This window comes from Kocuria atrinae C3-8 (assembly GCF_000286355.1).
Taxonomy (GTDB): domain Bacteria; phylum Actinomycetota; class Actinomycetes; order Actinomycetales; family Micrococcaceae; genus Kocuria; species Kocuria atrinae_A.
Window position 1 is genome coordinate 1 of sequence record NZ_AJXN01000112.1, and the last position, 24,777, is coordinate 24,777.

The 24,777-nt window shown below is 64.9% G+C and carries 21 protein-coding genes, 1 tRNA gene and 5 pseudogenes; 13 read left to right on the forward strand and 14 right to left on the reverse strand.

Going from position 1 to position 24,777, the window contains the following annotated elements; all coding sequences use genetic code 11:
* Positions 1-424 precede the first annotated feature (424 nt).
* Both YO9_RS0112235 and YO9_RS0112240 read left to right on the forward strand, forming a co-directional pair.
* On the forward strand, positions 425-748 hold the full coding sequence (locus tag YO9_RS0112235; RefSeq protein ID WP_016997756.1) for a hypothetical protein: 324 nt from the start codon (positions 425-427) through the stop codon (positions 746-748).
* Between the two features lie 6 nt (positions 749-754).
* On the forward strand, positions 755-2,377 hold the full coding sequence (locus YO9_RS0112240) for a S8 family serine peptidase (RefSeq protein WP_016997757.1): 1,623 nt from the start codon (positions 755-757) through the stop codon (positions 2,375-2,377).
* A 145-nt stretch (positions 2,378-2,522) separates the two neighbouring features.
* On the opposite strand, the pseudogene YO9_RS0112245 reads toward YO9_RS0112240, so the two are convergent.
* Together YO9_RS0112245 and YO9_RS0112250 are read right to left on the reverse strand one after the other, a co-directional pair.
* A pseudogene (locus YO9_RS0112245) lies at positions 2,523-3,979 on the reverse strand (MDR family MFS transporter).
* A 168-nt stretch (positions 3,980-4,147) separates the two neighbouring features.
* Positions 4,148-6,315, reverse strand: a pseudogene (locus YO9_RS0112250) (prolyl oligopeptidase family serine peptidase).
* Positions 6,316-6,420: 105 nt separating this feature from the next.
* Here YO9_RS0112250 and YO9_RS20125 point away from each other — a divergent pair.
* Genes YO9_RS20125 through YO9_RS0112255 form a run of 3 tightly spaced genes read left to right on the forward strand, consistent with a single transcriptional unit; the run spans position 6,421 to position 8,359 of the window.
* Positions 6,421-6,624, forward strand: a complete 204-nt coding sequence (locus tag YO9_RS20125) for an FAD/NAD(P)-binding protein (protein WP_262925684.1) — start codon at positions 6,421-6,423, stop codon at positions 6,622-6,624.
* A complete protein-coding gene (locus tag YO9_RS20130; protein ID WP_262925685.1) occupies positions 6,621-6,998 on the forward strand; it encodes an FAD/NAD(P)-binding protein in 378 nt (125 codons plus the stop codon). Before YO9_RS20125 ends, YO9_RS20130 begins: the two co-directional genes overlap by 4 nt.
* Complete coding sequence (locus YO9_RS0112255; RefSeq protein WP_262925686.1) at positions 6,914-8,359, forward strand: FAD/NAD(P)-binding protein; 1,446 nt, start codon at positions 6,914-6,916, stop codon at positions 8,357-8,359. The genes YO9_RS20130 and YO9_RS0112255 overlap by 85 nt, the downstream gene beginning before the upstream one ends.
* Positions 8,360-8,464: 105 nt before the next feature.
* On the opposite strand, the gene YO9_RS0112260 is transcribed toward YO9_RS0112255, so the two are convergent.
* From YO9_RS0112260 to YO9_RS18455, 6 genes and pseudogenes are all read right to left on the reverse strand, one after another.
* A complete protein-coding gene (locus tag YO9_RS0112260; RefSeq protein WP_016997758.1) occupies positions 8,465-9,241 on the reverse strand; it encodes a cyclase family protein in 777 nt (258 codons plus the stop codon).
* A 77-nt stretch (positions 9,242-9,318) separates the two neighbouring features.
* Positions 9,319-10,996: pseudogene (locus YO9_RS0112265) on the reverse strand (thiamine pyrophosphate-binding protein).
* A gap of 85 nt (positions 10,997-11,081) precedes the next feature.
* Positions 11,082-12,017, reverse strand: a complete 936-nt coding sequence (locus YO9_RS0112270) for a sugar-binding transcriptional regulator (RefSeq protein ID WP_016997759.1) — start codon at positions 12,015-12,017, stop codon at positions 11,082-11,084.
* A gap of 39 nt (positions 12,018-12,056) precedes the next feature.
* Positions 12,057-12,673 (reverse strand): annotated as a pseudogene (locus YO9_RS18445) (nucleoside transporter C-terminal domain-containing protein).
* A complete protein-coding gene (locus YO9_RS18450; RefSeq protein WP_223286505.1) occupies positions 12,673-13,008 on the reverse strand; it encodes a nucleoside recognition domain-containing protein in 336 nt (111 codons plus the stop codon). Before YO9_RS18450 ends, YO9_RS18445 begins: the two are co-directional and overlap by 1 nt.
* On the reverse strand, positions 12,996-13,271 hold the full coding sequence (locus YO9_RS18455) for a Na+ dependent nucleoside transporter N-terminal domain-containing protein (protein ID WP_223286506.1): 276 nt from the start codon (positions 13,269-13,271) through the stop codon (positions 12,996-12,998). Before YO9_RS18455 ends, YO9_RS18450 begins: the two co-directional genes overlap by 13 nt.
* A gap of 154 nt (positions 13,272-13,425) precedes the next feature.
* On the opposite strand from YO9_RS18455, the pseudogene YO9_RS0112280 reads away from it, so the two are divergent.
* The 3 genes and pseudogenes from YO9_RS0112280 (at position 13,426) to YO9_RS0112290 (ending at position 17,138) form a co-directional block, all read left to right on the forward strand.
* Positions 13,426-14,717: pseudogene (locus YO9_RS0112280) on the forward strand (thymidine phosphorylase).
* A 41-nt stretch (positions 14,718-14,758) separates the two neighbouring features.
* A complete protein-coding gene (deoC, locus tag YO9_RS0112285) occupies positions 14,759-15,415 on the forward strand; it encodes a deoxyribose-phosphate aldolase (protein ID WP_016997762.1) in 657 nt (218 codons plus the stop codon).
* 28 nt (positions 15,416-15,443) lie between these two features.
* Positions 15,444-17,138, forward strand: a complete 1,695-nt coding sequence (locus tag YO9_RS0112290; RefSeq protein ID WP_016997763.1) for a phospho-sugar mutase — start codon at positions 15,444-15,446, stop codon at positions 17,136-17,138.
* A gap of 136 nt (positions 17,139-17,274) precedes the next feature.
* On the opposite strand, the gene YO9_RS0112295 is transcribed toward YO9_RS0112290, so the two are convergent.
* Positions 17,275-17,362, reverse strand: a tRNA-Ser gene (locus YO9_RS0112295).
* A 201-nt stretch (positions 17,363-17,563) separates the two neighbouring features.
* On the opposite strand from YO9_RS0112295, the gene YO9_RS0112300 reads away from it, so the two are divergent.
* On the forward strand, positions 17,564-18,544 hold the full coding sequence (locus YO9_RS0112300; RefSeq protein WP_223286507.1) for an NAD(P)H-quinone oxidoreductase: 981 nt from the start codon (positions 17,564-17,566) through the stop codon (positions 18,542-18,544).
* Positions 18,545-18,886: 342 nt separating this feature from the next.
* A complete protein-coding gene (locus tag YO9_RS20945) occupies positions 18,887-19,156 on the forward strand; it encodes a hypothetical protein (RefSeq protein WP_016997764.1) in 270 nt (89 codons plus the stop codon).
* Between the two features lie 254 nt (positions 19,157-19,410).
* On the opposite strand, the gene YO9_RS0112310 is transcribed toward YO9_RS20945, so the two are convergent.
* The 5 genes from YO9_RS0112310 to YO9_RS18470 form a co-directional block, all read right to left on the reverse strand.
* Positions 19,411-20,460, reverse strand: a complete 1,050-nt coding sequence (locus tag YO9_RS0112310; protein WP_031273221.1) for a glycosyltransferase family 2 protein — start codon at positions 20,458-20,460, stop codon at positions 19,411-19,413.
* A 237-nt stretch (positions 20,461-20,697) separates the two neighbouring features.
* Positions 20,698-21,315, reverse strand: a complete 618-nt coding sequence (locus tag YO9_RS0112315; protein ID WP_016997766.1) for a response regulator — start codon at positions 21,313-21,315, stop codon at positions 20,698-20,700.
* Positions 21,312-21,743, reverse strand: a complete 432-nt coding sequence (locus YO9_RS18460; protein ID WP_016997767.1) for an ATP-binding protein — start codon at positions 21,741-21,743, stop codon at positions 21,312-21,314. Before YO9_RS18460 ends, YO9_RS0112315 begins: the two co-directional genes overlap by 4 nt.
* Positions 21,740-22,177, reverse strand: a complete 438-nt coding sequence (locus tag YO9_RS18465; RefSeq protein ID WP_223286508.1) for a sensor histidine kinase — start codon at positions 22,175-22,177, stop codon at positions 21,740-21,742. Before YO9_RS18465 ends, YO9_RS18460 begins: the two co-directional genes overlap by 4 nt.
* A 169-nt stretch (positions 22,178-22,346) precedes the next feature.
* Positions 22,347-22,625, reverse strand: a complete 279-nt coding sequence (locus YO9_RS18470) for a hypothetical protein (protein ID WP_223286509.1) — start codon at positions 22,623-22,625, stop codon at positions 22,347-22,349.
* 320 nt (positions 22,626-22,945) lie between these two features.
* Here YO9_RS18470 and YO9_RS0112325 point away from each other — a divergent pair, with 320 nt between their 5' ends.
* From YO9_RS0112325 to YO9_RS0112330, 3 genes are read left to right on the forward strand one after another with little or no spacing between them, the layout of a single operon-like run.
* The gene (locus YO9_RS0112325) at positions 22,946-23,842 is read left to right on the forward strand and encodes an ABC transporter permease (RefSeq protein ID WP_223286510.1); all 897 of its coding nucleotides are present in this window, start codon (positions 22,946-22,948) and stop codon (positions 23,840-23,842) included.
* Complete coding sequence (locus tag YO9_RS18475; RefSeq protein WP_223286511.1) at positions 23,842-24,009, forward strand: hypothetical protein; 168 nt, start codon at positions 23,842-23,844, stop codon at positions 24,007-24,009. The genes YO9_RS0112325 and YO9_RS18475 overlap by 1 nt, the downstream gene beginning before the upstream one ends.
* Position 24,010: 1 nt before the next feature.
* A complete protein-coding gene (locus YO9_RS0112330; RefSeq protein ID WP_016997768.1) occupies positions 24,011-24,763 on the forward strand; it encodes an ABC transporter ATP-binding protein in 753 nt (250 codons plus the stop codon).
* Positions 24,764-24,777: the final 14 nt, after the last annotated feature.

Below are 24,777 nucleotides of genomic sequence, written 5' to 3' on the forward strand. Positions count from 1 at the left end.
CGGCCTGGGCCACGGTGAGGCGTTGATCGCGTACGGAGCGGACGATGACCAGATGTCGTGTTGTGCTTCCCATTGACCATCGTCACTGTCCCGAGGGTGTCAATGATGTCCCGACTCACCTGTCAACGATCACGGGCCGGTTTGTGTCAACGATGTCCCGGCTCACCTGTCAACGGTCATGGGGTGGTTACCAACGCCAGGACTGTCAACGATGTCCTGACTCTAGACACCCCCGTCTCCGCCAAAAATCTGAGGGCCTCACATGTGAAATGTGAGGCCCTCAGTCGTGCCGTGGGTCACTTAAATGGGATTTGCAGGTGTAAACTCCGAGCCACCAGCAGTTCGGAATTCCTGCCTACGAGCATCAGCCAGTGAGGGTCAGCGCTGATCACGGCGACAGGGGGCTGTTTCCTAGGGGGAAACCATGAAAAAGAGCTCCAAACGATCCTTTCTCACACTCTCACTGTCGGCGCTGTTGATCGCCACGGCCGCGCCGGCCGTCGCTGCGCCACCCGAGGGTCCGTCACCGGAACAACAAGCACAAGTCCAACCGCCCACCGTGGGTGGCATCGGGTCGCTCGGTAGGGGAACCGGCGCCCAGGGCACGGTGTTGCCGGAAACAGACCGCATCGTCGTGAAATTCAAGGACGAAGTTCCAGAAGTCCAGAAGGAAGAGGTCCTGACCGAGGTGGAAACGACCACCGAGATCGAGGACCCGGAAATCGTCAAGACCACCGGTAACGCTTAGGACGTCGTGGAATCCGACACGATGCTCAGCAAGGCCGAGCAGGAAGCGGCGGTCGAAACCATCGAGGAAGACCCGGCCGTCGAATCCGCAGAGCCGGACCAGATCGTGGTCAATGCACTCGCCGCGCACGCAGGGTCAACCCCGAACGACCGCTACTGGGGTTACCAATGGGGCCAGAAACATCGGCGTGCCCGGCGCCTGGTGGCAGGCACCGGGGACGGCGTGGTGATCGGCATCGCGGATACCGGCCAGATCAATCACCCGGACCTCAACCAGCGCACGGTCCGCGGCTACGACTTCCTGTCCGACCTCTATCACTCACGCGACGGCAACGGCCGAGACAGCAACCCCCAGGACATGGGCGACTGGAGCCCGGGTCGACCCAGCTGGTGGCATGGTGCGCACGTCGCGGGCATTGCGGCGGCCCACACGAACAACCGCACCGGCATTGCCGGGGTCGCCCCGGACGCCCGGATCCAGCACGCACGCGTCCTGGGTGCCGATGGTCGCGGCTACGTCTCGGACATCGCCGACGGCGTGATGTGGTCGGCCGGCATTGCCATTCCGGGAGTCCCGCGGAACACGACCCCCGCCAAGGTGGTCAATCTCTCCGAAGCCTGGGACGCCTCGACCTGCGCACCCGTGATGCAGAACGCGGTCAATCGGATGCACCAGATCGGCGTTCCGCTCGTGGTGGCGGCGGGCAACGCGCGCAAGAGTGCGAATCTGGCCTCGCCGGCCAACTGTGGTGGCGCGATCGTGGTGGGAGCGACGTCGTCCCATAACCGGATGACCGGCTATTCGAACTGGGGGCCGATGGTGGATGTGGTGGCGCCGGGCGGCGATACCAACGCCCAGATTTGGTCCACGGTCAACACCGGAAAGTTCGAGCTGGGTTCGCCCACGTACGGCGATCTGAGCGGAACGTCCATGGCGGCCCCGCACGTGTCCGGTGTGATTGCGCTGATGAAGGAACGCAACCCGAACCTGGGCGTGGAATCCATCCGTAACACCCTGCGTAACACCGGAGTCAATGTGAGCGGCTACCGCAAGGTGGACGCGAACCGTGCCGCACGCGCGGTGGCGCCGACGGCGCGCGGCGCCATCGCGACTTACTACAATTCCCGGGGCGGGGCCGCTGTGTACGGACCGCCGACCACCGGTGAGCAGAGCACCGGCGTGGGTGGAGTGGTGCAGACATTCGTGAAGAACGGCCGGGCCACCAAGATCTACTGGTCCTCCCGCACGGGTGCACGTGAGGTGAAGACCTGGACGGGCATCGGGGCCAGGCACGTCTCGCTGGGTGGCGCTCGGGGAGTGGGCATTCCGTTCAACAACGAACAACCGACCTCCACGGGTGGTGCGTACCAAACCTTCGTGAACCCGCAGACGAACAAGACCACCAAGATCCTGTGGAGCTCGCGCAGCCGTGCCAACCCGATCGTGGAGCGTTCGGGCATCGGCCAGACCTGGGCGCGCAACGGCTACGAGGCCAAAGCCGGGTACCCGACCACCGGCGAAGTCAAGACCTCGACCGGTACGTACCAACGCTTCCTCAACATCAAGACCGGAGTGCGGACCCAGTACACCTGGACCCCGCGCGGCGGAGTGAAGGTGACGCGACTCTGATGACCGTTCCACCGCTCGTGGGATCGTGAGTAGGCGCCTGTGACCAACCCTCCCTGACCAACCGTCACGAGTCCGGACACACGTAGGGCCCCGCCAGACAAGCGGGGCCTACGTGTGTCCGGGAACGAACGGGAACGGAACCGGTTTAGTGCGCGGCCGGTTCGGAACCCTCGATCGTCACGCGGGTGTTCTCCGGGGTGGCCTTGCGCATGAACAGGGTCAGCACGAACGCCACGACACCCAACGCGGTGGCCGTGAGGAACGCCGTGTGAACGCCGGGAATGGCGTCCGTGGTCGTGGATCCGTCGGGGTTCTGGATGACCGTGGTACCGGCCTGCATGATGCCGACCAACAGCGCGGTACCGGCCGCGCCTGCCACCTGCTGCAGCGTGGACAGCGTTGCCGAACCGTGCGAGTAGAGGTTGGGCGGCAGCGGGTTCAGGCCGGAGGTGAACGCCGGGGTGAAGATCATGGCCAGGCCAATGGACATCGCAACCTGAAGAGTGACAATCCACCACACGGCGGTGTCAGCCTGCAGCCGCGAGAAGTTGAACATGACGAACGTCAGCAGCGCCGCACCGGGCACGGCCAACGGGCGGGTCCGTAGGCGTCGAACAACCGGCCGATCACCGGACCCAAGAGACCCATGATCAGACCGCCCGGCAGCAGGATCAGACCGGTCTGGAGCGTGTCCAGACCGCGAATGGTCTGCAGGTACAGCGGGAGCACGATCACTCCGCCGAACAGCGTCATCATGGCGATGGCCATCAGTGCCACGGACACGGTGAAGTCGCGGTGCTTGAAGGTGCGCAGGTCCAGGAAGGGGTTGTTCTTGCGCTGCAACTGGAGCTGACGCAGCGCGAACGCCGCTACGAGCAGGACTCCGAGTGCCAGGATCACCGCACCGCCACCGGCGGAAGTTGCCCAGCCCATGAAGGAATCGGAGTCGCCACCCTGCGTTCCACCCGCACCCACCGTGGACAGCCCGTGCACCAAGAGGCCGAACCCGAAGACGGACAGCAGGACCGAGAGCACGTCCAAGCGCAGTTCACCGCGTGATCCGACGTCCTTCAAGCGGGTCAGACCGATGATCAAGGCGAGCACGGCGATGGGCAGCACGAACCAGAAAATGCTGCGCCACGGGAAGTGACCCAGGATGAAACCGGAGATCGTGGGGCCCAGAGCGGGTGCCACGGAGATCACGATGGACACGTTGCCCATGACCAGTCCACGCCGCTCCTTGGGAACCAGGGTGAGGATGGTGGTCATCAGCAACGGCAGCATGATGGCCGAACCGAAGGCCTGAATCACGCGGGCCACCAACAGAATGGTGAAGCTGGGGGTCAGGGCAGCCAGGAGGGTACCCAGCGCGAAAGACCCCATCGCCAGGCCGAAAACGGCTCGCGTGGAGAACTTCTGCAGCAGGAAGCCCGTGGTCGGAATGACCACGGCCATGGTCAGCATGAACGCGGTGGCCACCCACTGCACGGTCGCAGCGTCCACGTGGAGGTCCTCCATCAGGTGGGGGAGTGCCACGTTCAAAATGGTTTCGTTCAGGATGACCACGAAGGCCGCGATCAGCAGAACAGCAATGGTTCCCATTGCGCCCGGAGCGGTCTGCGGTGGGTGTTCCGCGGTGCCGCCCGATGCGGGTTGAGAGGGTGAAGAAGGCAAGGATGATCTCCAACGATTGAAAGTCTTGAGGGTGTGCCCGTTGGCAGATCTGTACCAGGGCCGTCAGCCAGAATAACCATGCCGCCTGGTCATTGGTTAACGGCCTTTCAAATTTTCGAGCATCTGCCACATGAACTCGTGGGAACGTGCGTGAAGCGCGGCAGCCTGCCGGTTGTCCGAAGCGCCCGCGTGGCCACCGTCCGTGGCCTCGTGGAACCACACGTTCTTGTGACCCTGGTCGAGCATTTTGGCGGCCATCTTGCGTGCCTGAACCGGCCCCACCCGATCATCGGAGGTTGCGGTCCAGATCAGAGCGGGCGGATAACACATCACGGGTGACAGCAGGTGGTAGGGGGAGAACGTGCGAATGTACTCCCACTGCTCCGGCTGGTCGGGGTCACCGTATTCGGCGATCCACGACGCTCCGGCCGAGAGCTTGGTGTAACGGCGCATGTCCAGTAGCGGCACACCGCACGAGACCGCCCGAACAGCTCCGGGTAGGTGGTCAGCATGTTGCCCACCAGCAGTCCGCCGTTGGAGCCGCCGGCGCACGCGAGTTTCCTGGCGGTACACACGCGGCGTCGATGCAGATCCTCCGCGACCGCCGCGAAATCCTCGTACGCACGGTGGCGGTTTTCTTTGAGGGCGGCGGTGTGCCACGACGGCCCGTATTCGCCACCACCGCGAATATTGGCCACCACGTAGACGCCCGTGCGACCGCGCTGGTCCTCTCGGGTCAACCAGGTGATCCCGGTGGCTCCCGAATATCCCGGGGTGCGGGAGACCTCGAATCCTCCGTAGCCGCTGAGCAGCGTGGGGTTCAGCCCGTCCAGCTCCAGATTGCGCGGGCCCACCTGGAAATACGGCACGCGCGTACCATCCGCGGACGTGGCGAAATGCTGGGTCACCTCCAGACCCTGCGCGTCGAAGAACGACGGCGCTCGCTTCAGGATCTCGGGCTCGCTCGTCTCGCGTGCGGTACAGTCCGCAGCGCCGTCGGTGGTGGGCCCCGAGAGATCGGGTAGGGAACCGCGGCCCAGCGAGGAGGGCGTGAGGAATCCCGTGACCGAGAAGAAGTAGTCGTTGCCGACCTCGGGATCCTCATCGTCCACGGCCCACGCGGAAGCGCTGTGCAGCGGCGGGATGCCGGGCAGGGGAGTGAGCTCCCACTCTCCCGGCACCGTGGAGTAGAGCGCGGAGGAGACATCGCGCAGGGTGTTGAGGATCAGGTGGTCGCGGGCCCAGGACCACCCCTCCAAACTCGAGCGTGCGTCCGGGGTAAAAACGGGTTCCACGGAGCGGTCACCATTCATGAACGCTTGGAGGTTCGCGGCGAGCAGACAGCCGGCGGGGTACTCGGTCCCGTTGAGTTCCAGTGTGTGCCGCGGGCGCATCAGGAGCCACTGTTCGTGGAGGTCCACGCTCACGGTGGGATCCAGGTCCAGCTCAACCCACTGATCCTCGCTCCACACGTGTGTGCGCACGGTGAAGAAATCCACAAGATCCATGGCCACGACACGTTCGAGGCCGGGTGTGTGGTCCTTGTAGACCGCTGCCTGGGCATGGTCCACGGGCACTTCGAAAATCACCGGAGCATCGACGATCTTCTGGCCGCGCGAGACCCGGCGCACCTGGCGGGGGTACGAGGATTCGGTCATGGACCCTGGACCCGTGTCGGTGGCCACGAAGACGGTGTCCGCATCCACCCAGGAGACCGACGACTTGGCCGTGGGGACATCGAAGCCCCCGGCCACGAACTCCCGGGTCTCCAGATCGAATTCGCGCGTGCGCACGGCATCGCCGCCGTCCGGGGAGAGCCGGACCAGAACCCGGCGCCACTGGCCGTCCGTGTACTGCGGGCGCAACAACCGGGCCCCGGAGAACACCCAGTCCACGTTCTCGGTGCGCGCCAACTCATCCACGTCCAGCAAGACGTCCCATTCCGGGCTCTCGCTGAGCCACGAGTCCCACGTGGTGCGCCGCCACAGCCCGCGCGGGTGCTGGGCGTCGCGCCAGAAGTTGTAGTAGTACGGACCGTGCTTGGTGACGGCCGCAATACGAGAGGGGCTGTCCATCACACCCAGGACGCGTTCCGTCATGGACGTCAGCTCAGGGCCGTCCACCAGTGTTTCGGTTCGCTGGTTCTGCTCCCGTACCCATTCCATGGGGCGCTCGCCGTGAATGTCCTCGAGCCACAAAAACTCATCGACGAGCTCATCCTCGAGATTAGTGAGAGAAGTAGAAGTGGGGACCATGGGCCCCATGCTACGGGCGGGGTGAGACACGCACAGATGGCTCGTTATCCTGGTGGTCATGGTGAGTCAGCGACGAGTGGTAGTGGTAGGTGCGGGTCCCGAGGGCTCTCCGCAGTGGAACGGCTGACGGCGCAGGCGGCACGGACACGCGCCCGGGTGCACATCGATCTGGTGGACCCCTTCCCTCCCGGGGCCGGCCACGTGTGGCGCACCGACCAGTCGCTGTTGTTCCTGATGAACACCCCGTCCCTGTTCCCCACGGTGATCGCGCCGGACGCGCCCTGGCTGTGGACCCGCTGGTCGAGGTGCGGAACATGAGCTTCGACAGGTGGCGCCGCGGCGTCGTCGACGGCAGCATCACCCCGGTGGTCGCCCTGGACCAGGCCGAACGCGACGCGCTGGCGGCGCTGACCTCGCAGGACTTCCCGCCCCGCGCCATCTACGGGCGGTATCTGGAGTGGACCTTTACGACCCTCAACAACCACCTGCCGAGCAACGTGACGCTTACCGTGCATCGTGCCGAGGCCGTGGACGCGTGGGTTCAGGAAGAGGCGAGGCACCGCTACGCCGTGGAGCTCGCCGGAGGCCAATCGATCCCCGCGGACGCGTGGTGCTCGCACTGGGGCACCTTGACGCCCACCTGCGACCCGGTCAGAAAGAACTGGTGGACGGCGCCGCCGAACACGGACTGACGTACTGGCCGCCCACCGTGCCGGCCGATGCCTGGTGGAGTGAGGTTCCCGAGCAGGAAACCGTGCTGGTGCGGGGCATGGGACTGAACTTCTGCGACGCGCTCGCCCAGCTCACCGAAGGCCGCGGCGGCACGTTCGAACCGGATACGAACAACCCGGAGCGGTTGATCTACCGCCCCTCCGGGCAAGAACCGCACATCGTCGCGGGCTCCCGCCGCGGCACGCCCTACCGCGCCAAGCCGCAGCTCGAGGGGTACTACGCGCACACCCTGGAAACCAGGTTCTTCACACTCGAGGCGGTCCAGGAACTGCTCGACGCCAGCGCCGAACAACTGTCCTTCGAGCGTGACTTGTGGCCCCTGATCCGCAAGGACGCCAATTGGAACTACTACCGCGTCCTGGCGCGCACCTCCCCGGATGCCTTCACCCAGCCCGCAGGCGAGTTCGTGCGCAAGTTGGACGCCATCCTTCTTGATGACGACGGCGCTCGCTGGGCCCAGCGCGTCGAGGCCTTGGTCTCGGCCTCCGTGGTGCCGGGTCGGCAGCTGCAGCAGGAACGTTTGGCGCGGCCCTTCGAGGACATCAACTTCGGCAGCCACGACGAGTACGCCGCTGCCGTCGTGCACTACCTGGATCGTGACGTTCACGGATCGCTGCAGGGTGAAGACGACCCAGTGAAGATGGCCATCGCATCCCTCAACGCCGCCCGCACCGTCCTCAAGTGCGTGCTGGCGGAAGCCGGAATTTCGGACTCATCATGGGTCAACGAGCTGCGTCGCGATTTCGAACCGTTCGTGGAGGGCCTGGCTTCGGGCCCGCCCGTGCTGCGCATCCAGCAGCTGGCCGCTCTCACGCGGGCGGGTGTGGTGCGGTTCCTCGGTCCCGAACCGCGCTTTGTGGTGGACCGCAACGAAGGTTGCTTCGTGGCAGCGTCACCGTGGGTCAGTGATGCGCCCGTGCGCGCTCGCTGGCTCATCGAGGCCATGTCACCCACCAACGACGTGCACCGCAACATCTCGCCGCTGCTGTCCAACATGCACGAGCGGGGATTGGTCCGCGGCAAGCTCATGGAAACCCGCGACGGCGCCAGCCCCGTCACGAGCACGGGTCTGGACGTGAGCGCGAGCGCTCGCCGTGACGACACCGCGCTGGGCGGTCTCAAACTCGGAACCGGCGCATTCGCCTATCGCGTGGTGGGGCAGAAGGATGCCGTGGAACCAGGGATCTTCGTACTGGGTCTACAGCTGTCCTCCGTGCAGTGGGGAGTCTCGATTGCCGCGGAAGCGGAATCACCCGCGCACCTGGGTGCCCGCACTATCGCGGACGCGGATCAGGTGGCGCAGGCGATCCTGGCGGAGTAACCGGCTCCGGCCACCTACTGCGGGCCGCAACGGACTCGTCCAACGGGGCTACAGAGGCTCCGAGCTCAATTGGTCAACCCTCAATCGGTCAACTGCCCGGGAGAACTACTCAGCGTCCACCAACGCGTAGACGCGCGACGGGCTGCCGGTGCCACCCTCGATGGGCAGCGGTGCAACCACCAGCAGTGTCCCGGTAGGCGGTAGCTCACCGAGGTTCTGCAGCGACGTGATGCCGTACTTGTCGTTGCCCAGCAGGTAGTAGTGCATGGGGAAGGCCGGATCCAGTGCGCCGGCGGCTCCGGCGTCGATGCCCACGGTCTCGACACCCACACCCGAGATCGCTCGTTCCTCGCCGAGCCAACGCGCGCACTCCACGGTGAAACCGGGGCTGTGGGGTCCGTTCTCGTCCTTGTTCAAGAAGGCATCCCGATCCTGAGCGAATCGATCCCAACCGGTGCGGAACAACACCCAGGCGTTGTCCGGGATGGCACCGTGCTCGGCCTCCCACTCCTGAATGTGGGAAACGTCCACCAAGAAGTCCGCGTCCTTCTCGGCCTGCGCCGTGAAGTCCAACACCACGGCCGGCCCGATCAACCGGGCGGGTTCGATCTGCGAGACGTCCTTGCCCTCTCGGCCCGTGGCCCAGTGCACGGGCGCGTCGATGTGGGTGCCGATGTGCTCACCGGTGTGGATGTTGTGGTGTTTCCAGAAGGGACCGGGCTCGTTGTAGGCCGACACTTCCTCCAGGGAAAAGTCGATCAGATTGGAAAACGGTTCCGGCAGCTCCAGCGTGGGTGTGGCGGCGCTGAGCTTGTTGGTGAGATCGACCAATCGAACCTGCTGATCGGTCAGTGCCCGGGTGAGTTGCGAGATGACGCCCACGGCGTGCTCCTTGTCTATGCCTATGAATGGTGACGGATGTCTGCTGAGGGAATGGATCGGTTGATGATGCGGGGTGCTCAGTGGCCCTTGAACGCTTCGGCGAGCCACCAGGCTCCGCCGTCCGACGCGATGCGCGCGTCCACGACCAGCGGAGTATCGCGCGCTCCATTGAGCCAGTCGGTGACGCCGGAAAGATCCGAGATATTCTGCACGGTCACTCCGTGGGCACCGTAGCCACGGGCGATCTCGGCGATGTCCGTGTCCGGGAAGGACACGGTCTCAAGGTCGTCGTCCGAGGCTTGATCGAAGTGATGGATCTCGGCACCGTACGCGGAGTCGTTGTAGACCAGCACCACCAGTGGCAGTGCCAGGCGCACGGCCGTTTCTAGCTCGGAAATGGCCATCAGAAAGCCGCCGTCTCCGGTGGCGAGCACAGGGAGCCGCTCAGGTTGCGCGAGCGCCGCTCCGATGGCGGTCCCCAGCCCCAGTCCGATGGACTGGAACGCCTGCGTGAAGCAGAAGCCGAATTCATCCGGGACGTCCAGATATGCGCTGGGGTAGCCCATGAAGTTGCCCGAATCCACGGAAACCACCCGTTCAACCGGCAGGAGCTTGTTGACCTCACGCGAGAACACGCGCGGGTCGATGTGGGTCTCCGTGGAAAGGTCCTCGATCGGCTCGCTGGCCCACCGTGCATGCGACTCGATCCGCTGTGCCATTTCAGGGGTTCGCCACGTATCGCCGCCGACGCCGCTCAGAACCTCTATCGCCTCGGTTGCGGTTTCCGCGCAGTCACCGAGCACACCGAGATCGATGGGGCGGTTGGCGCCCAGGGCATCCAGTTCCGTATCCACTTGGACGACCGTCGTGTCCGGGCCGATCAGAGTTCCGTGCCGCATGGTCCACATGTTCAGGGTGCAACCCCACCCGACGATCAAATCCGCGTCCGCCACGGTGGCCGCGGTGAAAGGGGATGAGAAACCACCCGAAATGCCCAGATTGAACGGGTCGTGGTGGAACAGCCCGTGAGCCACAGCAGAGGTGGCCAAAAGCGCTCCGGACGCCTCGGCCAGTTCCCTCAGCTGGTGCGCCGCATGACGTGCGCCGCGACCGGCCACGAACACGGGTTTCTTGGCCTGGCTCAGCAGACGGGCAAGTTCGGTCACAGCCTCTCGTGATGGCCGCACCGGCTGCGCGGTCGTCACCGAGGGAAGTAGAGCGGGGTCGAAGTCGACCGTTGCCTGTTGAATGTCCGTGGGCACTGACAGCACCACGGTCCGTCGTTCTGTCAGGGCCGTTCGGTAGGACCGCACCACATCGGCAACGGCGCTCGCGGGGGAGTGCACCCGTTCCGGAACGCACCCACGCTGCGGGCGAGAGAGTCCTGGTCCACGTTGAAGTTCGACCGCACCGCAGCGCCCGCAGTGTCCGCTGTGACCACGATCAGAGGAGTTCGACTCTTGGCGGCCTCGGCAATGCCCGTGAGCGCGTTGGTCAGTCCGCAGCCTGGTGGGTGGAGAGCACGGCAACCCGGCCGGACATGCGTGCATACCCGTCGGCCATCATGGCCGCACCGCCCTCGTGGCGCGCAGCGGTGAACGGCACACCGGCCCGGCGCAGCGCCGCGGTCATCTCGAAATTCCCGCTCCCCACCACGCCAAAGCAGTGACCGGCGCCCAGCTCGGCCAGAACAGTGCCCACCACATGGGCCACGGTGTGGGTGCCGGAAGGGGCCACGGAGTTCTCCTTGTGCATCATGACCCGCGCGTCATTGCGGGATCTTGAGCCCAATATGACACACGGCACCGACGCGCTGAAGCAGCTGCAGAACGGTGTCGGATCAGGCGAGAACGGCCCGGGCGGTGTCCTCGTCGGTGACCAGGTGGGATACGTACCCGGCGCCCAGTGCGGCCTTCAACGGGCGGACCTTCTGCTGCCCACCGGCCACGCAGATCCGGGTCTGTTTAGCCCGCAGGTTTTGGAGGGACACCGCCACCGTGCGTTCCTCGAGCTCCGGCAGGCACGGCTCTCCCTGCTCATCGATAAAGCGTGAGCAGATGTCGCCCACGGCGTTGTCCAACAGTGCGGATTGTTCGGTCTCGGAGAGATAGCCGAGTTTCAACAGCGTGGACTCGGGACTCATGGTGCCCACCGTGAAGATGGCGGTCGGGGCATCACGCCCCAGGTCCAGGATGTGTTTGATGTGCCGATCTTCTTCGACCACGCGCTTGACCTCTGCGTTGTCGAAGATGACCGGGAGCGGCAGGGTCTGCGGGTAGGCGTTGAACGCTTCGCAGAACAGTCGAATGGTCTCGTAGTGACTCGTGGAACGGGAGGTCAGCGTGGCCCCGCCCTTGAGCTGGACCACCTGGACCCCGTGGCAGTTCTGGTGTTTGAGGGACCGGGCCACCGCGTGTAAGGTGCGGCCCCACGTGATGCCGACCAGATCGCCGTCGGCAACGTTTTCCTCGAGCGTGAGCGCGCCCACGGCACCCAACTCGCGGACCAACTCTTCCTCGGTGGGCTGGCTGGTGATCACCCGCGCCTCGGCCAGGCCGAAACGCTCGCGCAGCTGATCAGCCACCGCGGTGGACACCCGGCGGGGATCGTGAATCTCGATGGTCACGAACCCTCGGTCCTTGGCGTGCTGGATCAGCTTGGAAACCGTAGGACGAGAGACCCCCAGTTCACGGGCCACATCTCCCTGGGACAAACCGCGCTCGTAGTAGAGGCGAGCGGCGCTCAGTCCCTGGACATCTCTGGGGCTCAATGACATGGGGGTCTCTCGTTCGTGAAAGGTGGTGATCAGCGGGGATCAAAGCCCCAGGATGACACCCACCAGTGCTGCGTTGAGCATGTTGGTCAGGAAGCCCGCGAACAGGGCGAACAGGCCCATCTGTGCGACGTCGCCGCGGCGATCCGGTGCCAGACCACCGATCGAACCGATCTGGATGGCGATCGAGGACAGGTTGGCGAAACCGGCCAGGGCGAACGTGGTGATCAGCACGGACTGGGGATCCATGTTGGGGATCTCCGGACCGAATGAGGTGTAGCCCACGAACTCGTTGAGAATGGTCTTCTGGCCGATGAAGTTGCCGACCATGGCGGCGTCGTTCCAGGGCACGCCCAGCGCCCACGCGAGCGGGCGAAGATGATGCCGAACAGGCCCTCCAAGGACCAGCCTTCGAAACCGAACAGGCCACCGAACCAACCGAGGACCGCGGAGACCATGCCGATCAGGGCAATGAACGCGATAAGCAGGCAGCCCACGATCACGGCGATCTTGCCGCCGCTCATGGCGCCGGTGCCGATGGCGTCGATGAGGTTCTTGGACTCGGTGTCGCGCACCTTGAGCACGTTGACGGAGGCCACGGACTTCTCGGTCTCGGGCATCAGGGCCTTGGCCACGAGTAGCGAACCCGGAGCGTTCATCACGCTGCGGCCAGAAGATAGGGCAGCGGAGCGCCCAGCAGCGAGTAGCCCACCAGGGTGGAGCCGGCCACGGCGGCGAAACCACCGGTCATGCACGCGAAGAGCTCGGAGCGGGTCAGCTTGCTGATGTACGGCTTGATCATCAGCGGGGCTTCACTCTGCCCCAGGAAGATCACGGTGGAGGCGAACACGGACTCGATTTTGGACGTGCCCATGATCTTGTTGAGCGCGGTACCCAGCAGGTGCACGAAGAGCTGTACCACGCGCAGGTAGTACAGCGCACCGATGAGCGCACCCAGGAAGATGATCACGGGGAGCACGTTCAGCGCGAACACGAATCCGCTGTTCTCACCGAACAACCCACCGAACACGAAGGACGTGCCTGATCGGTGAACGAGATGAGTCCCTGCACCAGACCGGAGAACCACTTGAGGGCCTCGAAACCGGGTCCCCATTTCAGGATCAACAGGGCCACACCGATCTGCAGGGCCAGGCCCACAGCCAGGGTGCGCCACTTGATGGCGCTGCGGTGTCTGGAGAGAAGGATGATGATGCCCAGAATGAGCACAATGCCAATCAGGCCTTGGAAGCGATCCACGATGATCCTGCCTTCACATGGGCGCCGTAGCGGCGCGAACATTTGTCAAAAGAGTGATTGACAAAATTTCTCATGAGCAGCTTAGGATGTGAACACCGGTTCCACAAGCCAGGAACACGAGTTTTCGAACCCCAATCCCGAGGGAGTGATCGCGGTGGTCGAGGCCTACGACGCTGTAGATGTCATCCGTATCAAGCGAGACCGTCAGAAGTTGCCCATGGACGCATCGACTGGATGGTGGACGCCTACACCCGCGGTGTTGTCGCGGACGAGCAGATGTCGGCTCTGGCCATGGCGATCTTCCTCAACGGCATGGATCGCGAGGAGATCGCCCGCTGGACGCAGGCCATGATCAACTCCGGCGAAACCATGAACTTCAAGGCCCTGTCCAAGGCCACCACCGACAAGCACTCGACCGGTGGCGTGGGGGACAAGATCACCCTGCCGCTGCGCCCCTGGTCGCTTCCTACGGCGTGGCCGTCCCGCAGTTGTCCGGCCGCGGACTGGGCCACACCGGCGGCACGCTGGACAAGCTCGAAGCCATCTCCGGCTGGCAGGCGGACCTGACCAATGACCGCATGATGGAGATCCTGGAGGACGTGGGTGCTGTGATCTGCGCCGCCGGTTCCGGTCTGGCTCCCGCGGACAAGAAGCTCTACGCCCTGCGTGACATCACCTCCACCGTGGACTGCATCCCGCTGATCGCCTCCTCGATCATGTCCAAGAAGATCGCCGAGGGCACCGGGGCCCTGGTCCTGGACGTCAAGGTGGGCCCGGGCGCGTTCATGAAGAAGGAAGCCGATGCCCGCGAACTCGCGCGCACCATGGTCGACCTCGGCACCGACGCCGGCGTGAACACTGTGGCGCTGCTGACCGATATGTCCCGCCCGCTGGGCCTCACTGTGGGCAACGCCCTGGAAGTCCGCGAGTCCGTGGAGGTCTTGGCAGGTGGCGGCCCGAGCGACGTCGTCCGCCTGACCGTGGCCCTGGCCAAGGAAATGCTGGAGGCCGCCGGCGTCAAGGACCCCGATGTTGAGGAAGCCCTCAAGGACGGCCGCGCCATGGACTCCTGGAAGCGCATGATCTCCGCGCAGGGCGGCGATCCGGACGCCCGTTGCCGTGGCCACCGACACGCACGAGGTCACCGCCGACGAGGACGGCGTCATGACCGAAATGGACGCGCTCGCCGTGGGTGTCGCCTCGTGGCGTCTGGGTGCGGGCCGCGCTCGCCAGCAGGATCCCGTGCAGGCCGGTGCCGGCGTCGAGATCCATGCGGTACCCGGCGACAAGATCAGCAAGGGGCAGAAGCTGTTCACCCTGCACACGGACACCCCGGACCGTTTCGACCGCGCGCTGGATTCCCTGCGCGGCGGCTACACCATCGATCCCCAGGCGGTCGAGGGCACCGGCGCGCGCGACGACGTCGTGCTCGACCGGATTTCCTGACCTCACCCACCGCCCGGCTCACCGAACCAAGGAGTTAATTCATGACCACCCGCGCCGAACTGGCCACCATGATCGATCACACGCTGCTCAAGCCGGAGGCCACGGCCGAGCAGGTGGCTGAGCTGGCCCGCGAGGCCGGTGAGCTGGGCACGTTCTCCATCTGCGTCTCACCGTCCCAGCTGGATGTGAACCTGCCCGAGGGAGTCAAGCTGGCCACCGTGTGCGGTTTCCCCTCCGGCGCGCATGCCGCTGCCGTGAAGGCTGCGGAGGCCGCGGATTCCGTGGCCGCTGGCGTGGACGAAGTGGACATGGTCATCAATCTGGGGCTGGCCAAGGCCGGCGATTGGGACGGCGTGCAGGCGGAGATCGCCGCGGTGCGCGAGGCGTGCCCGTCGAACGTGGTGCTCAAGGTCATCATCGAGTCCGCAGCGCTCACCGATGACGAAATCGTGGCCGCGTGCAAGGCTTCTGAGGCCGCGGGTGCGGACTTCGTGAAGACCTCCACGGGCTTCCACCCGGCCGGCGGTGCGTCGGTCGAGGCCGTGCGTCTCATGGCGGACACCGTGGGCGGCCGCCTGGGCGTCAAGGCCTCCGGCGGCATCCGGGACACCGCCACGGCGCTGGCCATGGTCGAGGCCGGGGCCACCCGACTGGGCCTCTCCGGCTCGCGCGCCGTACTCGACGGCCTGTCCGACTGATTCGCTCGCTCACCCCGCGGAGGTACGCATGACCGCTGAACTCTTATCGTCTGTCCGCAGCTGGATCGAGCAGGATCCGGACCCGACCACTCGTGCCGCGCTCGAAACGCTCGTGGCCAGTGCTGAGTCGAATGACCAGGCCGCCCTGGAGGATCTCGCGTCTCGTTTCGCGGGTCCGCTCATGTTCGGTACGGCCGGTCTGCGTGCCGCCGTTGGCGCGGGTGAATCCCGCATGAACCGTGCGGTGGTCATTCGCGCCACCGCCGGTCTCGCGGCATTCCTCAACGAACGGGTGGGGGAGCGGCCCGTGGTGGTCGTCGGTTGCGACGCCCGCCACGGTTCGGAGGATTTCGCCGCCGACGCCGCCGCCGTCCTCGCTGCCGCAGGTTGCCAGGCCATTCGGTTGCCCGCCCAGCTACCCACTCCCGTGGTGGCCTATGCCGTGCGGGAACTCGGGGCGGACGCGGGCGTGATGGTCACGGCCTCCCACAACCCTCCGGCGGACAACGGGTACAAGGTGTACCTGGGCGGACGTGCAGTGAACTCGGACGACGAGCGCGGCGTGCAGATCGTGCCCCCGGATGACGCTCACATCGCCGAGCGCATTGCGGCGGCCCCGCCCGCCAATCAGGTGCCGCGGGATGAGGCCGGTGTGGAGTGGGCGGATGACTCACTGCTCGAGGGGTACATCAACCGTGCGGCATCACTGCGCGGCACGGATGAACCCTCTGACGTGCGCATCGTCCTGACCCCCATGCACGGCGTGGGTGGGGAGACTGCCGTTCGTGTGTTGGAACGAGCTGGATTCCCGAACGTCACGGTAGTTCCGGAACAGGCTCAACCTGATCCCGAGTTCCCCACTGTGGTCTTCCCGAACCCCGAGGAGCCGGGCGCCATGGACCTGGCCGTTGCGCTGGGCTCGGCGGAGAACGCGGACGTGGTCATTGCACTCGATCCGGATGCCGACCGCTGTGCCATCGCGATTCCGAGCACCTCGGAAGACGGTGAAACCACGTGGCGGCGACTCACCGGTGACGAGCTGGGCGCGCTGTTGGGTGAGCACGCGGCGTCGGACCCAGAACGCAGCGGCGAGACTCTGGCCTGCTCGATCGTCTCCGGGCGCTTGCTCGGACGGATCGCGGAGCATCACGGGCTGAAGTTCCGTCAGACCCTGACCGGCTTCAAGTGGATCGCCCGTGCACCCGGCCTGCGGTTCGGTTACGAAGAGGCCATCGGGTACTGCACCGACCCGCTCGCGGTGCGCGACAAGGACGGCATCACCACCGCCGTGCGCGTGGCCTCATATGTGGACCGGCTCAAGCACTCCAGCGCCACGGTGCAGGGTGAACTGGACCGACTTGCGCGTCTGCACGGGCTCTACGCGACTGCTCCTCTGACCTTCCGTGTGGCCGATCTGGAACTGATCCCGCAGGGAATGCAGCGACTGCGCGAGAACCCTCCCGCGGAACTGGCCGGCTCCCCGGTGATCGAGTACACCGATCTGTCCAAGGGCGGCCCCGAACTGCTCCCCACCGAGGGTGTGCTCCTGCGCACCGAGGCCGACGACCGCGTGATCGTTCGCCCGTCCGGCACCGAGCCCAAGCTCAAGTGCTACCTGGAAGTGGTCCTGCCGGTCGAAGAGGGCGCCGAGATTCCGCGAGCGGAAGCTACATCCCGCCTCGAGCGGATCAGCGACGAAATCCGTCAGGCAGTGGGCTTCTAGCGCCACCGCCTGCGATTTAAGGTTCCCTATTACCGAAATCAGGTAAGAAATCGGGGATAAGGAACCACAGATCATCGCCGTGAACCACGAAGGCCCCGGTGCTCCTGAATGAGAGCGCCGGGGCCTTCGTCATGGGCGGAAGGTAAGGGATTTGAACCCTTGGTACGGGGTTACCGCACACTGGTTTTCAAGACCAGCTCCTTAGGCCGCTCGGACAACCTTCCTGACCGTTCGCGGCCGCCCGCGGGGGCGGTCGCGAACGACACGTCATTATTCCACGTGACCACGGCGCAGGGCCAATACGACGCCGCTCGGGCCGGTGACGCGCGTGGCGAACCGGCCGAGCGGCGTCGGAATCTAGCCGAGACCGCGAATCCGCGTCAGGATGGAGGGAGTAGGTAGACAACCAGCGAGAAGGAGAACCCATGCGCGCGGTGCGAGATATTGAATCGGGTGGCCCCGAGGTCCTGAAGATCACGGAGATCGACGAACCCTCGGTCACGGGGGATGGCGTGCTGATCGAGGTGGCGGCTGCGGGTATCAATCGCGCGGACGTGCTGCAGCGGCAGGGTAACTACCCCGTGCCTCCGGACGCGACCGATGTGTTCGGCCTCGAGGTTTCGGGAACCGTTGCCGAACTCGGCCCTGATGTGCCGTCTGAGGCGGGACTCAACGTGGGAGACAAGGTCGTAGCCCTGCTGGATTCCGGCGGTTATGCGGAAAAGGTCGTCGCACCGTGGCCGCAGGTGCTGCCCGCCCCGGTGGGCATGGACTTGGTGGAGGCGGCGGCTGCCCGAGGTCGCCGCGACCGTGTTCTCCAACGTGTTCATGGCCGCAGCCGCGCGCGAGGGGGAGACGCTGCTCGTACACGGCGCGCCGGCGGTATCGGAACCCACGCGATTCAGGTGGCCAAGGCTCTGGGGCTCACCGTGTTGGCCACGGTCGGCAGCCAGGAGAAGGCTGATTTCGTGACCGAACTCGGAGCCACGGCCATCAAGTACAAGGATGAAGACTTCGTGGAACGGGTCAAGGAACTGACCGACGGCCACGGGGCGGACGTGATTCTCGATGTCATGGGCGCCAAGTACCTGGAGCCCAACGTCAAGGCACTGGCGAACAACGGCCGCATCACCATCATCGGCATGCAGGGCGGCGTCAAGGGTGAGCTGAATATCGGTCGCCTGATGTCCAAGCGGGGAGCTGTCATCGGGACCACACTGCGCGCCCGCCCGCTGAGCGAGAAGGCCCAGATCATGGGTGCGGTGCGCCAAATCGTGTGGCCCCACGTCAACTCGGGAGCCGTCCGACCCATCATGGACAAAACCTTTCCGCTGGAGCAGGTCCGTGACGCGCACGAGTACTTCGACTCGGGTTCGCACATCGGCAAGGTGCTGCTGACTCCGTAACACGTCGGGTGAGCGGGACAGCTGTAGCGTTTTGTGGGCCTGAGGGCCGCAGCTCGCGAGGTGAATGCTGCTGAAGCGATACCATGAACCGCCGCGTCTTGGACGCGGCGGTTCATGCATGAAAGGGCACTGCGTGGGTTTCTTGCGCGATTACGTTGCTACGCGCCGCGATGACCAGGAACTGGGCCGCGGCGTCTGGCGGCGAGCTCATGATCGGTTCCAACGAGGCCTGGACCGGTACCACCAGATGCTGGAGGGCGTAACCGATCCGGTCCTCCGGGCGGGAGCATCCCGATCGCCAATGACCTCGCGGATCTCTTGCCGCGAGTACGTGAAGTCTGCATGGAAGCCCATCGCCGAGCGCCCTCGGAAACCCAAGACATCCCCGCATCCAAAGGCGGCTACCTCTCGGATGTGCACCGACAGTTGTCCCGCGGCGGAAACGCCATGGCGCAGACGGCGGAGGCACTGACCATGGCGCGGTTCGCGGCGTCGTCGGCGAACCGAACGGATGGGGAAAGCAAAAGCGACCCGCGCGTCCAAGGAATTGAACGACGGGCCGCCAGCGTGCACGAATGCGTGGAGCAGGCAGAAGCCTTACTGCGGGATTAGCCGCGAGCTCCTGGGGCTGCGCCTCCTGGAGACGGCGGTTCCGGTAGTACTGCAGTGTGTCGAGCACGGCGGAATCGGTGGCGGCAGCATGGCGGCCGCGGCGGCGCTTACGCACGGTGAACCACACCGAGCGCACGGTGGTGATCAGTGCGAGCGTGGCAAAGAACAGAACTCCTACGGACAGGATGTTCTGTGAAACGGTGAGACTCACGCCTGCGAGTCCTGCAGCGGCTACGGGCATGGCCTGGGAAAAATCAGCGCAGTACATTGACGGGGGTACCTTCCTCTACTTCTACGTGGTGCCACGAGCCGGTCTGGCCCGTGAGGTGTTGGTGTACAGCCGCGACAAAGGCGGACTGCAGGATCAGTGCATAAATCAGTTCGGGGAGTACGAGTGCCGCGGTGAAGCGGGCCTTCCAGCCGAGCTTCCACACCGTGACGGTGCGCTCCACGGCGAACACGGCGCCCACTGCGAGCCAGAACGGGTTCAGAGCGAACCAGCCGAACACCAGGGACATGGTCGTGAGCGTCAGGTACAGGGACATGAGCCCCACGGACAGGCACAGCATGAGCTGCTGACGCCAGTACGGGGCCGAGACGCGCGTGATGCCGTAGGCGGTGACGTTCTGGAGCGCACCCAAGTACCAGCGGCGGCGCTGCAGGAACAGCAGCTTGACTGACGGCATCATCTCGGTGGTGGACTCGCACTCGACCGGCGAGCACAAGCGGTATCCCACGGTCTTCAGATCCAGGGTCAGGCGCATGTCCTCGGTGATGGAACCCAGGTCGTAGTAACGACCGAAGTGCTCCTTGACCGCTTCCATGGCTTCCCAACGGATCAGCGCGGCCGTGCCGGACAGCACGAAGGTCTGATCCGTGCGTTCGATCTGTTCGGCGTAGCGGGCCCATTCGAGGCGCTGCATGTACTGCAGATACCCCTCGGGGTCCACACCGCCGAACACGGCGCCCACTGCGCCCATCTTGGGGTCGCGCAGCCGCTCGAGGGCGATCTCGATGAATCGCGGTGCCAGTTGGGTGTCCGCGTCCATGACCATCACGTGCCGCGGGTTCATGGCCGAGACGACCTCGAGGGCCTGATTGAGCGCACCGGCCTTGCGGTGCGTGTTGTCGACACTCTCCATCACGTCCGCCCCCGCGGCCCGTGCGATCTCCACCGTGTTGTCGGTGGAGTTGTCGGAAACCACCAGAATTCGATCCGGTGAATGTGTTTGATGTAACAAGGACGTAATAGTGCCTTGAATACTTTGTGCTTCGTTATGGGCAGGAATGATCGCAACGATCATGTTGGTGATCGGTCCTTCTACGAGTGATAAAGAGCGTAGAAGACTCTCAACCTCTCCCCAAAGGTTGCTTACTGAAAGTCCCCCACACTCGCGCGTCCCTGTGCGCTTTAACTCGCTGACCGAGAGCCCAATCCCAGTCAGTGTGCGTTGTTAAGAGTATAGGCACAGATAGTGCACTAAAATCCACCCTGCTGGGGACATCACCCCAAGTTACAGAGGCCTTTTGGGGGACAGGTGTCAGATGATTCGTTGTTGTCTGGCCCTGTCGATGGCTGCTGTCCGATTGTCGACATTGAGTTTGTTGTAAACATGAACTAGATGCGTTTTCACAGTTGCCTCGGATATGAACAATTGTTTTGCCATGCTGCGGTTGCTGGCCCCCGTCGCTGCCAATTCAAGTATTTCAATTTCACGCGGCGATAAAGCCGAGGCGGGTTTTGTGGTGCGCATCACTAATTGTGCGGTTACTTGCGGGGAAAGTACCGGGCGGTTAGCGGCGGCGTCGAGAACGGCCTGTCGCAACGTGTCCTCCGGTGCGTCCTTGAGCAAATAGCCCGTGGCACCCGCCTCCAGTGCAGAGAGGATGTCCGACTGCGTGTCGTAGGTCGTGAGGATCAATACGGGTGGCCCGCCGGCGGCACGGATGGCTCGGGTGGCGTCGATCCCGGTGGGTCCGGGGCCCATCTGGATGTCCATGACCACTACGTCGATGTCATCGTGGCGGGACCGCTGTTGAGCGGACAGGGCATCGCGCGCTTCTGCGACCACGGTAATTCCGGGTAGGCCTTCCAGAACGGCGCGCAGACCGGCACGCACCACGGGGTGGTCGTCGACCAGTAGTACTCGTGTGCTCATGATGATTCTCCGGGGAGGTCGCTGTCGGGGGAGTGCAGGGGTGCTGCGCTGTCGGATGCTGGGTCCACGACCCTGGGGGAGGTATTAACGTGCGGGGGATTGAGGGGAAGTCGCACATTGACCGCCGTGCCGTCTCCCGTTGCGGATTCAACGGTGGCGGTGCCACCGGCCGCGGTCACGCGCTCGTGCAGACCGGGTAGGCCGAAGCCGTTGGACGCGTCACGGGGCGGCAAGCGATCCGGGTTGAAGCCGACCCCGTTGTCGACCACGTCCACGCTCACGTCGTGATCCCACCAGGACAGGCTGACCACAGCCTGGCGAGCGTGTGCGTGGGAGGCCACATTGGCCAGGAGAGTCTGGACTGCTCGCAACAGCACGGTTTGTTGGGCAAAGTCGGCTTGTCCTGTGCCGTCCTCCGTGAACGTCACCGTGAGATCCTCCCCGCGAGCCCGGGCCTGTTCAGTGTTCGCTCACATAGTTGCCGCAGGGCATCAGCGAGCGGAACCGCCAGGGCGGGGGATGAGAGGTTGTGGACGAACCGGCGGGCCTCGGCGAGGTTCTCGGACGCGGCGGTCTCAATGGTGCCCAGCCGTTCATCAGTGCGCCGTACGTCATCTTCGGACAGTGAGGACCGGGCGGCGCGGGACATCAGCACGATCGAGGACAGCCCCTGGGCCAGGGTGTCGTGAATTTCTCGTGCCAAGCGTTCGCGTTCGGTGGCCTGGCCGGCGGCGCGCTCGGTACGTGCCAATTCCGAGCGCGTGTTTTCAAGGGCCGTCAACGTGCGCTGATATCGCAGCACGTCCTGGTACATGGCCCGGTACGAGGACGCCATGATGACGGCGAACACCGTTCCCAGCACGGTCCGTAGACCATGGCGGAAGTGAACTCGTCGGCTCCGATGTGCAGTCGCTGCGACAGGATCACCACACCCGTCATAGCAACGACACACGCCAGCGCCACGGCCCGGGGGAGTAACAACAAGAAGAGGAAGAAGAGGGGAAAAGCCACGGAAATGAAGTCCGCGCTCATCAGAACCAGGGCGCCCACAGCACAGAGATCACCGCGAGCCACGGAATGGCCAGGAAGCGGGGGTTTCGATCGCTGCGACCGTGGGCGTACCGGTTCTCCCACACGGTTCCCACCAGGTAGACCGCCGCCAGCAGGCACGCGAGGCAGAGGGACCACACGAACTTCATGGGCGGATCCGAGGCCATGCGCAGCACGCCCAGGAACAACAGCCCCGCGAAACTCACGTGCAGGGCCAAGCGGAGTACTCGCAGCACCCGGGCGGTCGATGTGGTTTCCACCTGAGTCTGCCTTCCGTTCCGGATCGGGAGTCTTGCGTCTAGACCGCGACGCCGCGACGTCGCGATCACCGCGCCGCGGCGGCGTCGTCGGTCTCGCTAGGGCAGCATACGCGGCCAACCCGAGCGGCAGATCCATCAAAAGGTGGATTGTGGGCTCAACTCAACGGCAACGGTAGGTCGCTCGGATGCGTGATGTGACCGCAGCGGATTTCCGGGAACCTGAAATGGAAGAAATCTGTCGTGAAGGGACCGGAGGTACCCATGTTCGTCTCGGTGAGAGACATCGTTTTCGCCAAGGGGCGTGTAGCCTGGTGGCGTCGGTGGTCGCCCTGATCACCATTCTCCTGATCATGTTGAGCGGGCTGACCAACGGGTTGGGCAAGCAGAACACCGCCGCGTTGGAAACGCTGGACGCTCAGCGCATCGTGTTCGGCCCCGCCGAGGGCACGGAGGAAATGCCCTCGTTCACCACCTCGCAGATCACCCAGGAGCAGCTGGACGCCTGGACCGCCGAGCCCGCGGTCGAGCATGCCGAACCGCTCGTGGTCACGCTGACCCAGGTGGGGTCGGATTCCAAGGTGACCACCGGGGCCGTAATGGGCCTGCCCGAGGATTCGATGTTCGCGCAGAAGGTCGACCTGCTCGACGGTCAGCACCGCCCCGAGGACGGCCAGATCGTGCTGTCGGAGTCCTACACCGAGGATTTGGGCATCGGCCTGGGTGACACCGTGGGTATTGGCGGCAAGGATCTCGAGGTCGTCGGTTTCGTGCAGGACGAGTTCTACAGTCACCTGCCCGTCGCCTGGTTGACCGATCCGGACGCGCTCGCGGTCGCTCACCAGCCCACCGCCACCGTGGGCACGGAGATCATGATCCAGTTCGCGGACGGCACCGATTCCGCTCAGATGGACAAGATCGCCACCAACCTGGATGAGCGGGTCGACACGATGACCCAGACGACCCGCGAGTCGTTCCAGGCCATTCCGTCCTATTCCTCCGAGAACGGCTCGCTCATGCTCATGCAGGCGTTCCTGTACGGAATCTCGGCGCTCGTGGTGATTTCGTTCATCACGGTGTGGACCGTTCAGCGCACCCGCGACGTCGCCGTGCTGCGTGCCCTGGGCGCGTCGCGCGGTTACCTGGTGCGCGATTCCCTGGTGCAGGCCACGCTGGTGGTCGGCCTGGGCGTAATCATCGGCGCCTGGTGGGTGGCCTGATGGGTTGGCTCGTGGCCACGCAGGTCACCGCTGTTCCGTTCCTGTTCTCGCTGGCCGCCGTGGCCGTGCCGGCGCTCGGCGTGCTGCTTTTGGGCATCGTCGGTTCGCTGCTCGCCGTGCGCCGCGTTGCCAAAGTCGACCCCATGATTGCCCTGGGAGGTAACTGACATGACCACCACCACTCACACCGCACCTTGGAACGACCAGGATCGAGCCGTGGCCGCACCCGCTTTCGAGCTTCGCGATGTCACGCTGTCCTACCCGGATGGCAAGGGTCCCGACGGCGCTCCCCGCACCATCACCGCGCTCGACAGCGTGTCCCTGGCGGCCGTTCCCGGCACCATGACCGCGCTGACCGGCCCGTCGGGTTCGGGTAAGTCGTCGCTGCTGGCCGTGGCCTCGACCCTGCTCAAGCCGAGCACCGGTGAGGTTCTGATCGGGGAGACCTCCGTGGGGGGACTTTCCGAGAAGGAACGCGCTCGCCTGCGCCGCAACGAGGTGGGCACGGTGTTCCAGCAGCCCAATCTGATTCCCTCGCTCAAGGCCGTGGACCAGTTGGTCGTGACCAGCCACATCCGCGGCGCTCGCGGTGCGGCCAAACGACAGGCTCGCGAGCGCGCCCAGCAATTGCTCGAGCTGGTAGGTCTGGAGGACGCCGGGCGACGCCGCCCGCACGAGCTCTCCGGTGGTCAGCGGCAGCGCGTCATCATTGCTCGTGCGCTCATGGGCGAACCCAAGCTGCTCCTGGTGGACGAACCCACGTCCGCTCTGGACCAGCAGCGCTCGGCCGAGGTCATGCAACTGCTCAAGAACCTCACCCGCAAATTCGACTTGGCCACCGTGGTGGTCACCCACGACCTGGAGTTCGTGGACATGGCCGACCGTGAGGTCACCATGCTGGACGGCAAGCTGACCGTCTGACCACGACTCACCTC

Excerpts from the sequence above, each read along its gene's own strand:
- YO9_RS0112235 (WP_016997756.1), top strand. The coding sequence starts at position 425 with ATGAAAAAGAGCTCCAAACGATCCTTTCTCACACTCTCACTGTCGGCG.
- YO9_RS20130 (WP_262925685.1), top strand. The coding sequence starts at position 6,621 with ATGAGCTTCGACAGGTGGCGCCGCGGCGTCGTCGACGGCAGCATCACC.
- YO9_RS0112270 (WP_016997759.1), bottom strand. The coding sequence starts at position 12,017 with ATGTCATTGAGCCCCAGAGATGTCCAGGGACTGAGCGCCGCTCGCCTC.
- deoC (WP_016997762.1), top strand. The coding sequence starts at position 14,759 with ATGACCACCCGCGCCGAACTGGCCACCATGATCGATCACACGCTGCTC.
- YO9_RS0112290 (WP_016997763.1), top strand. The coding sequence starts at position 15,444 with ATGACCGCTGAACTCTTATCGTCTGTCCGCAGCTGGATCGAGCAGGAT.
- YO9_RS0112300 (WP_223286507.1), top strand. The coding sequence starts at position 17,564 with ATGCGCGCGGTGCGAGATATTGAATCGGGTGGCCCCGAGGTCCTGAAG.
- YO9_RS20945 (WP_016997764.1), top strand. The coding sequence starts at position 18,887 with ATGGAAGCCCATCGCCGAGCGCCCTCGGAAACCCAAGACATCCCCGCA.
- YO9_RS0112310 (WP_031273221.1), bottom strand. The coding sequence starts at position 20,460 with ATGATCGTTGCGATCATTCCTGCCCATAACGAAGCACAAAGTATTCAA.
- YO9_RS0112315 (WP_016997766.1), bottom strand. The coding sequence starts at position 21,315 with ATGAGCACACGAGTACTACTGGTCGACGACCACCCCGTGGTGCGTGCC.
- YO9_RS18475 (WP_223286511.1), top strand. The coding sequence starts at position 23,842 with ATGGGTTGGCTCGTGGCCACGCAGGTCACCGCTGTTCCGTTCCTGTTC.
- YO9_RS0112330 (WP_016997768.1), top strand. The coding sequence starts at position 24,011 with ATGACCACCACCACTCACACCGCACCTTGGAACGACCAGGATCGAGCC.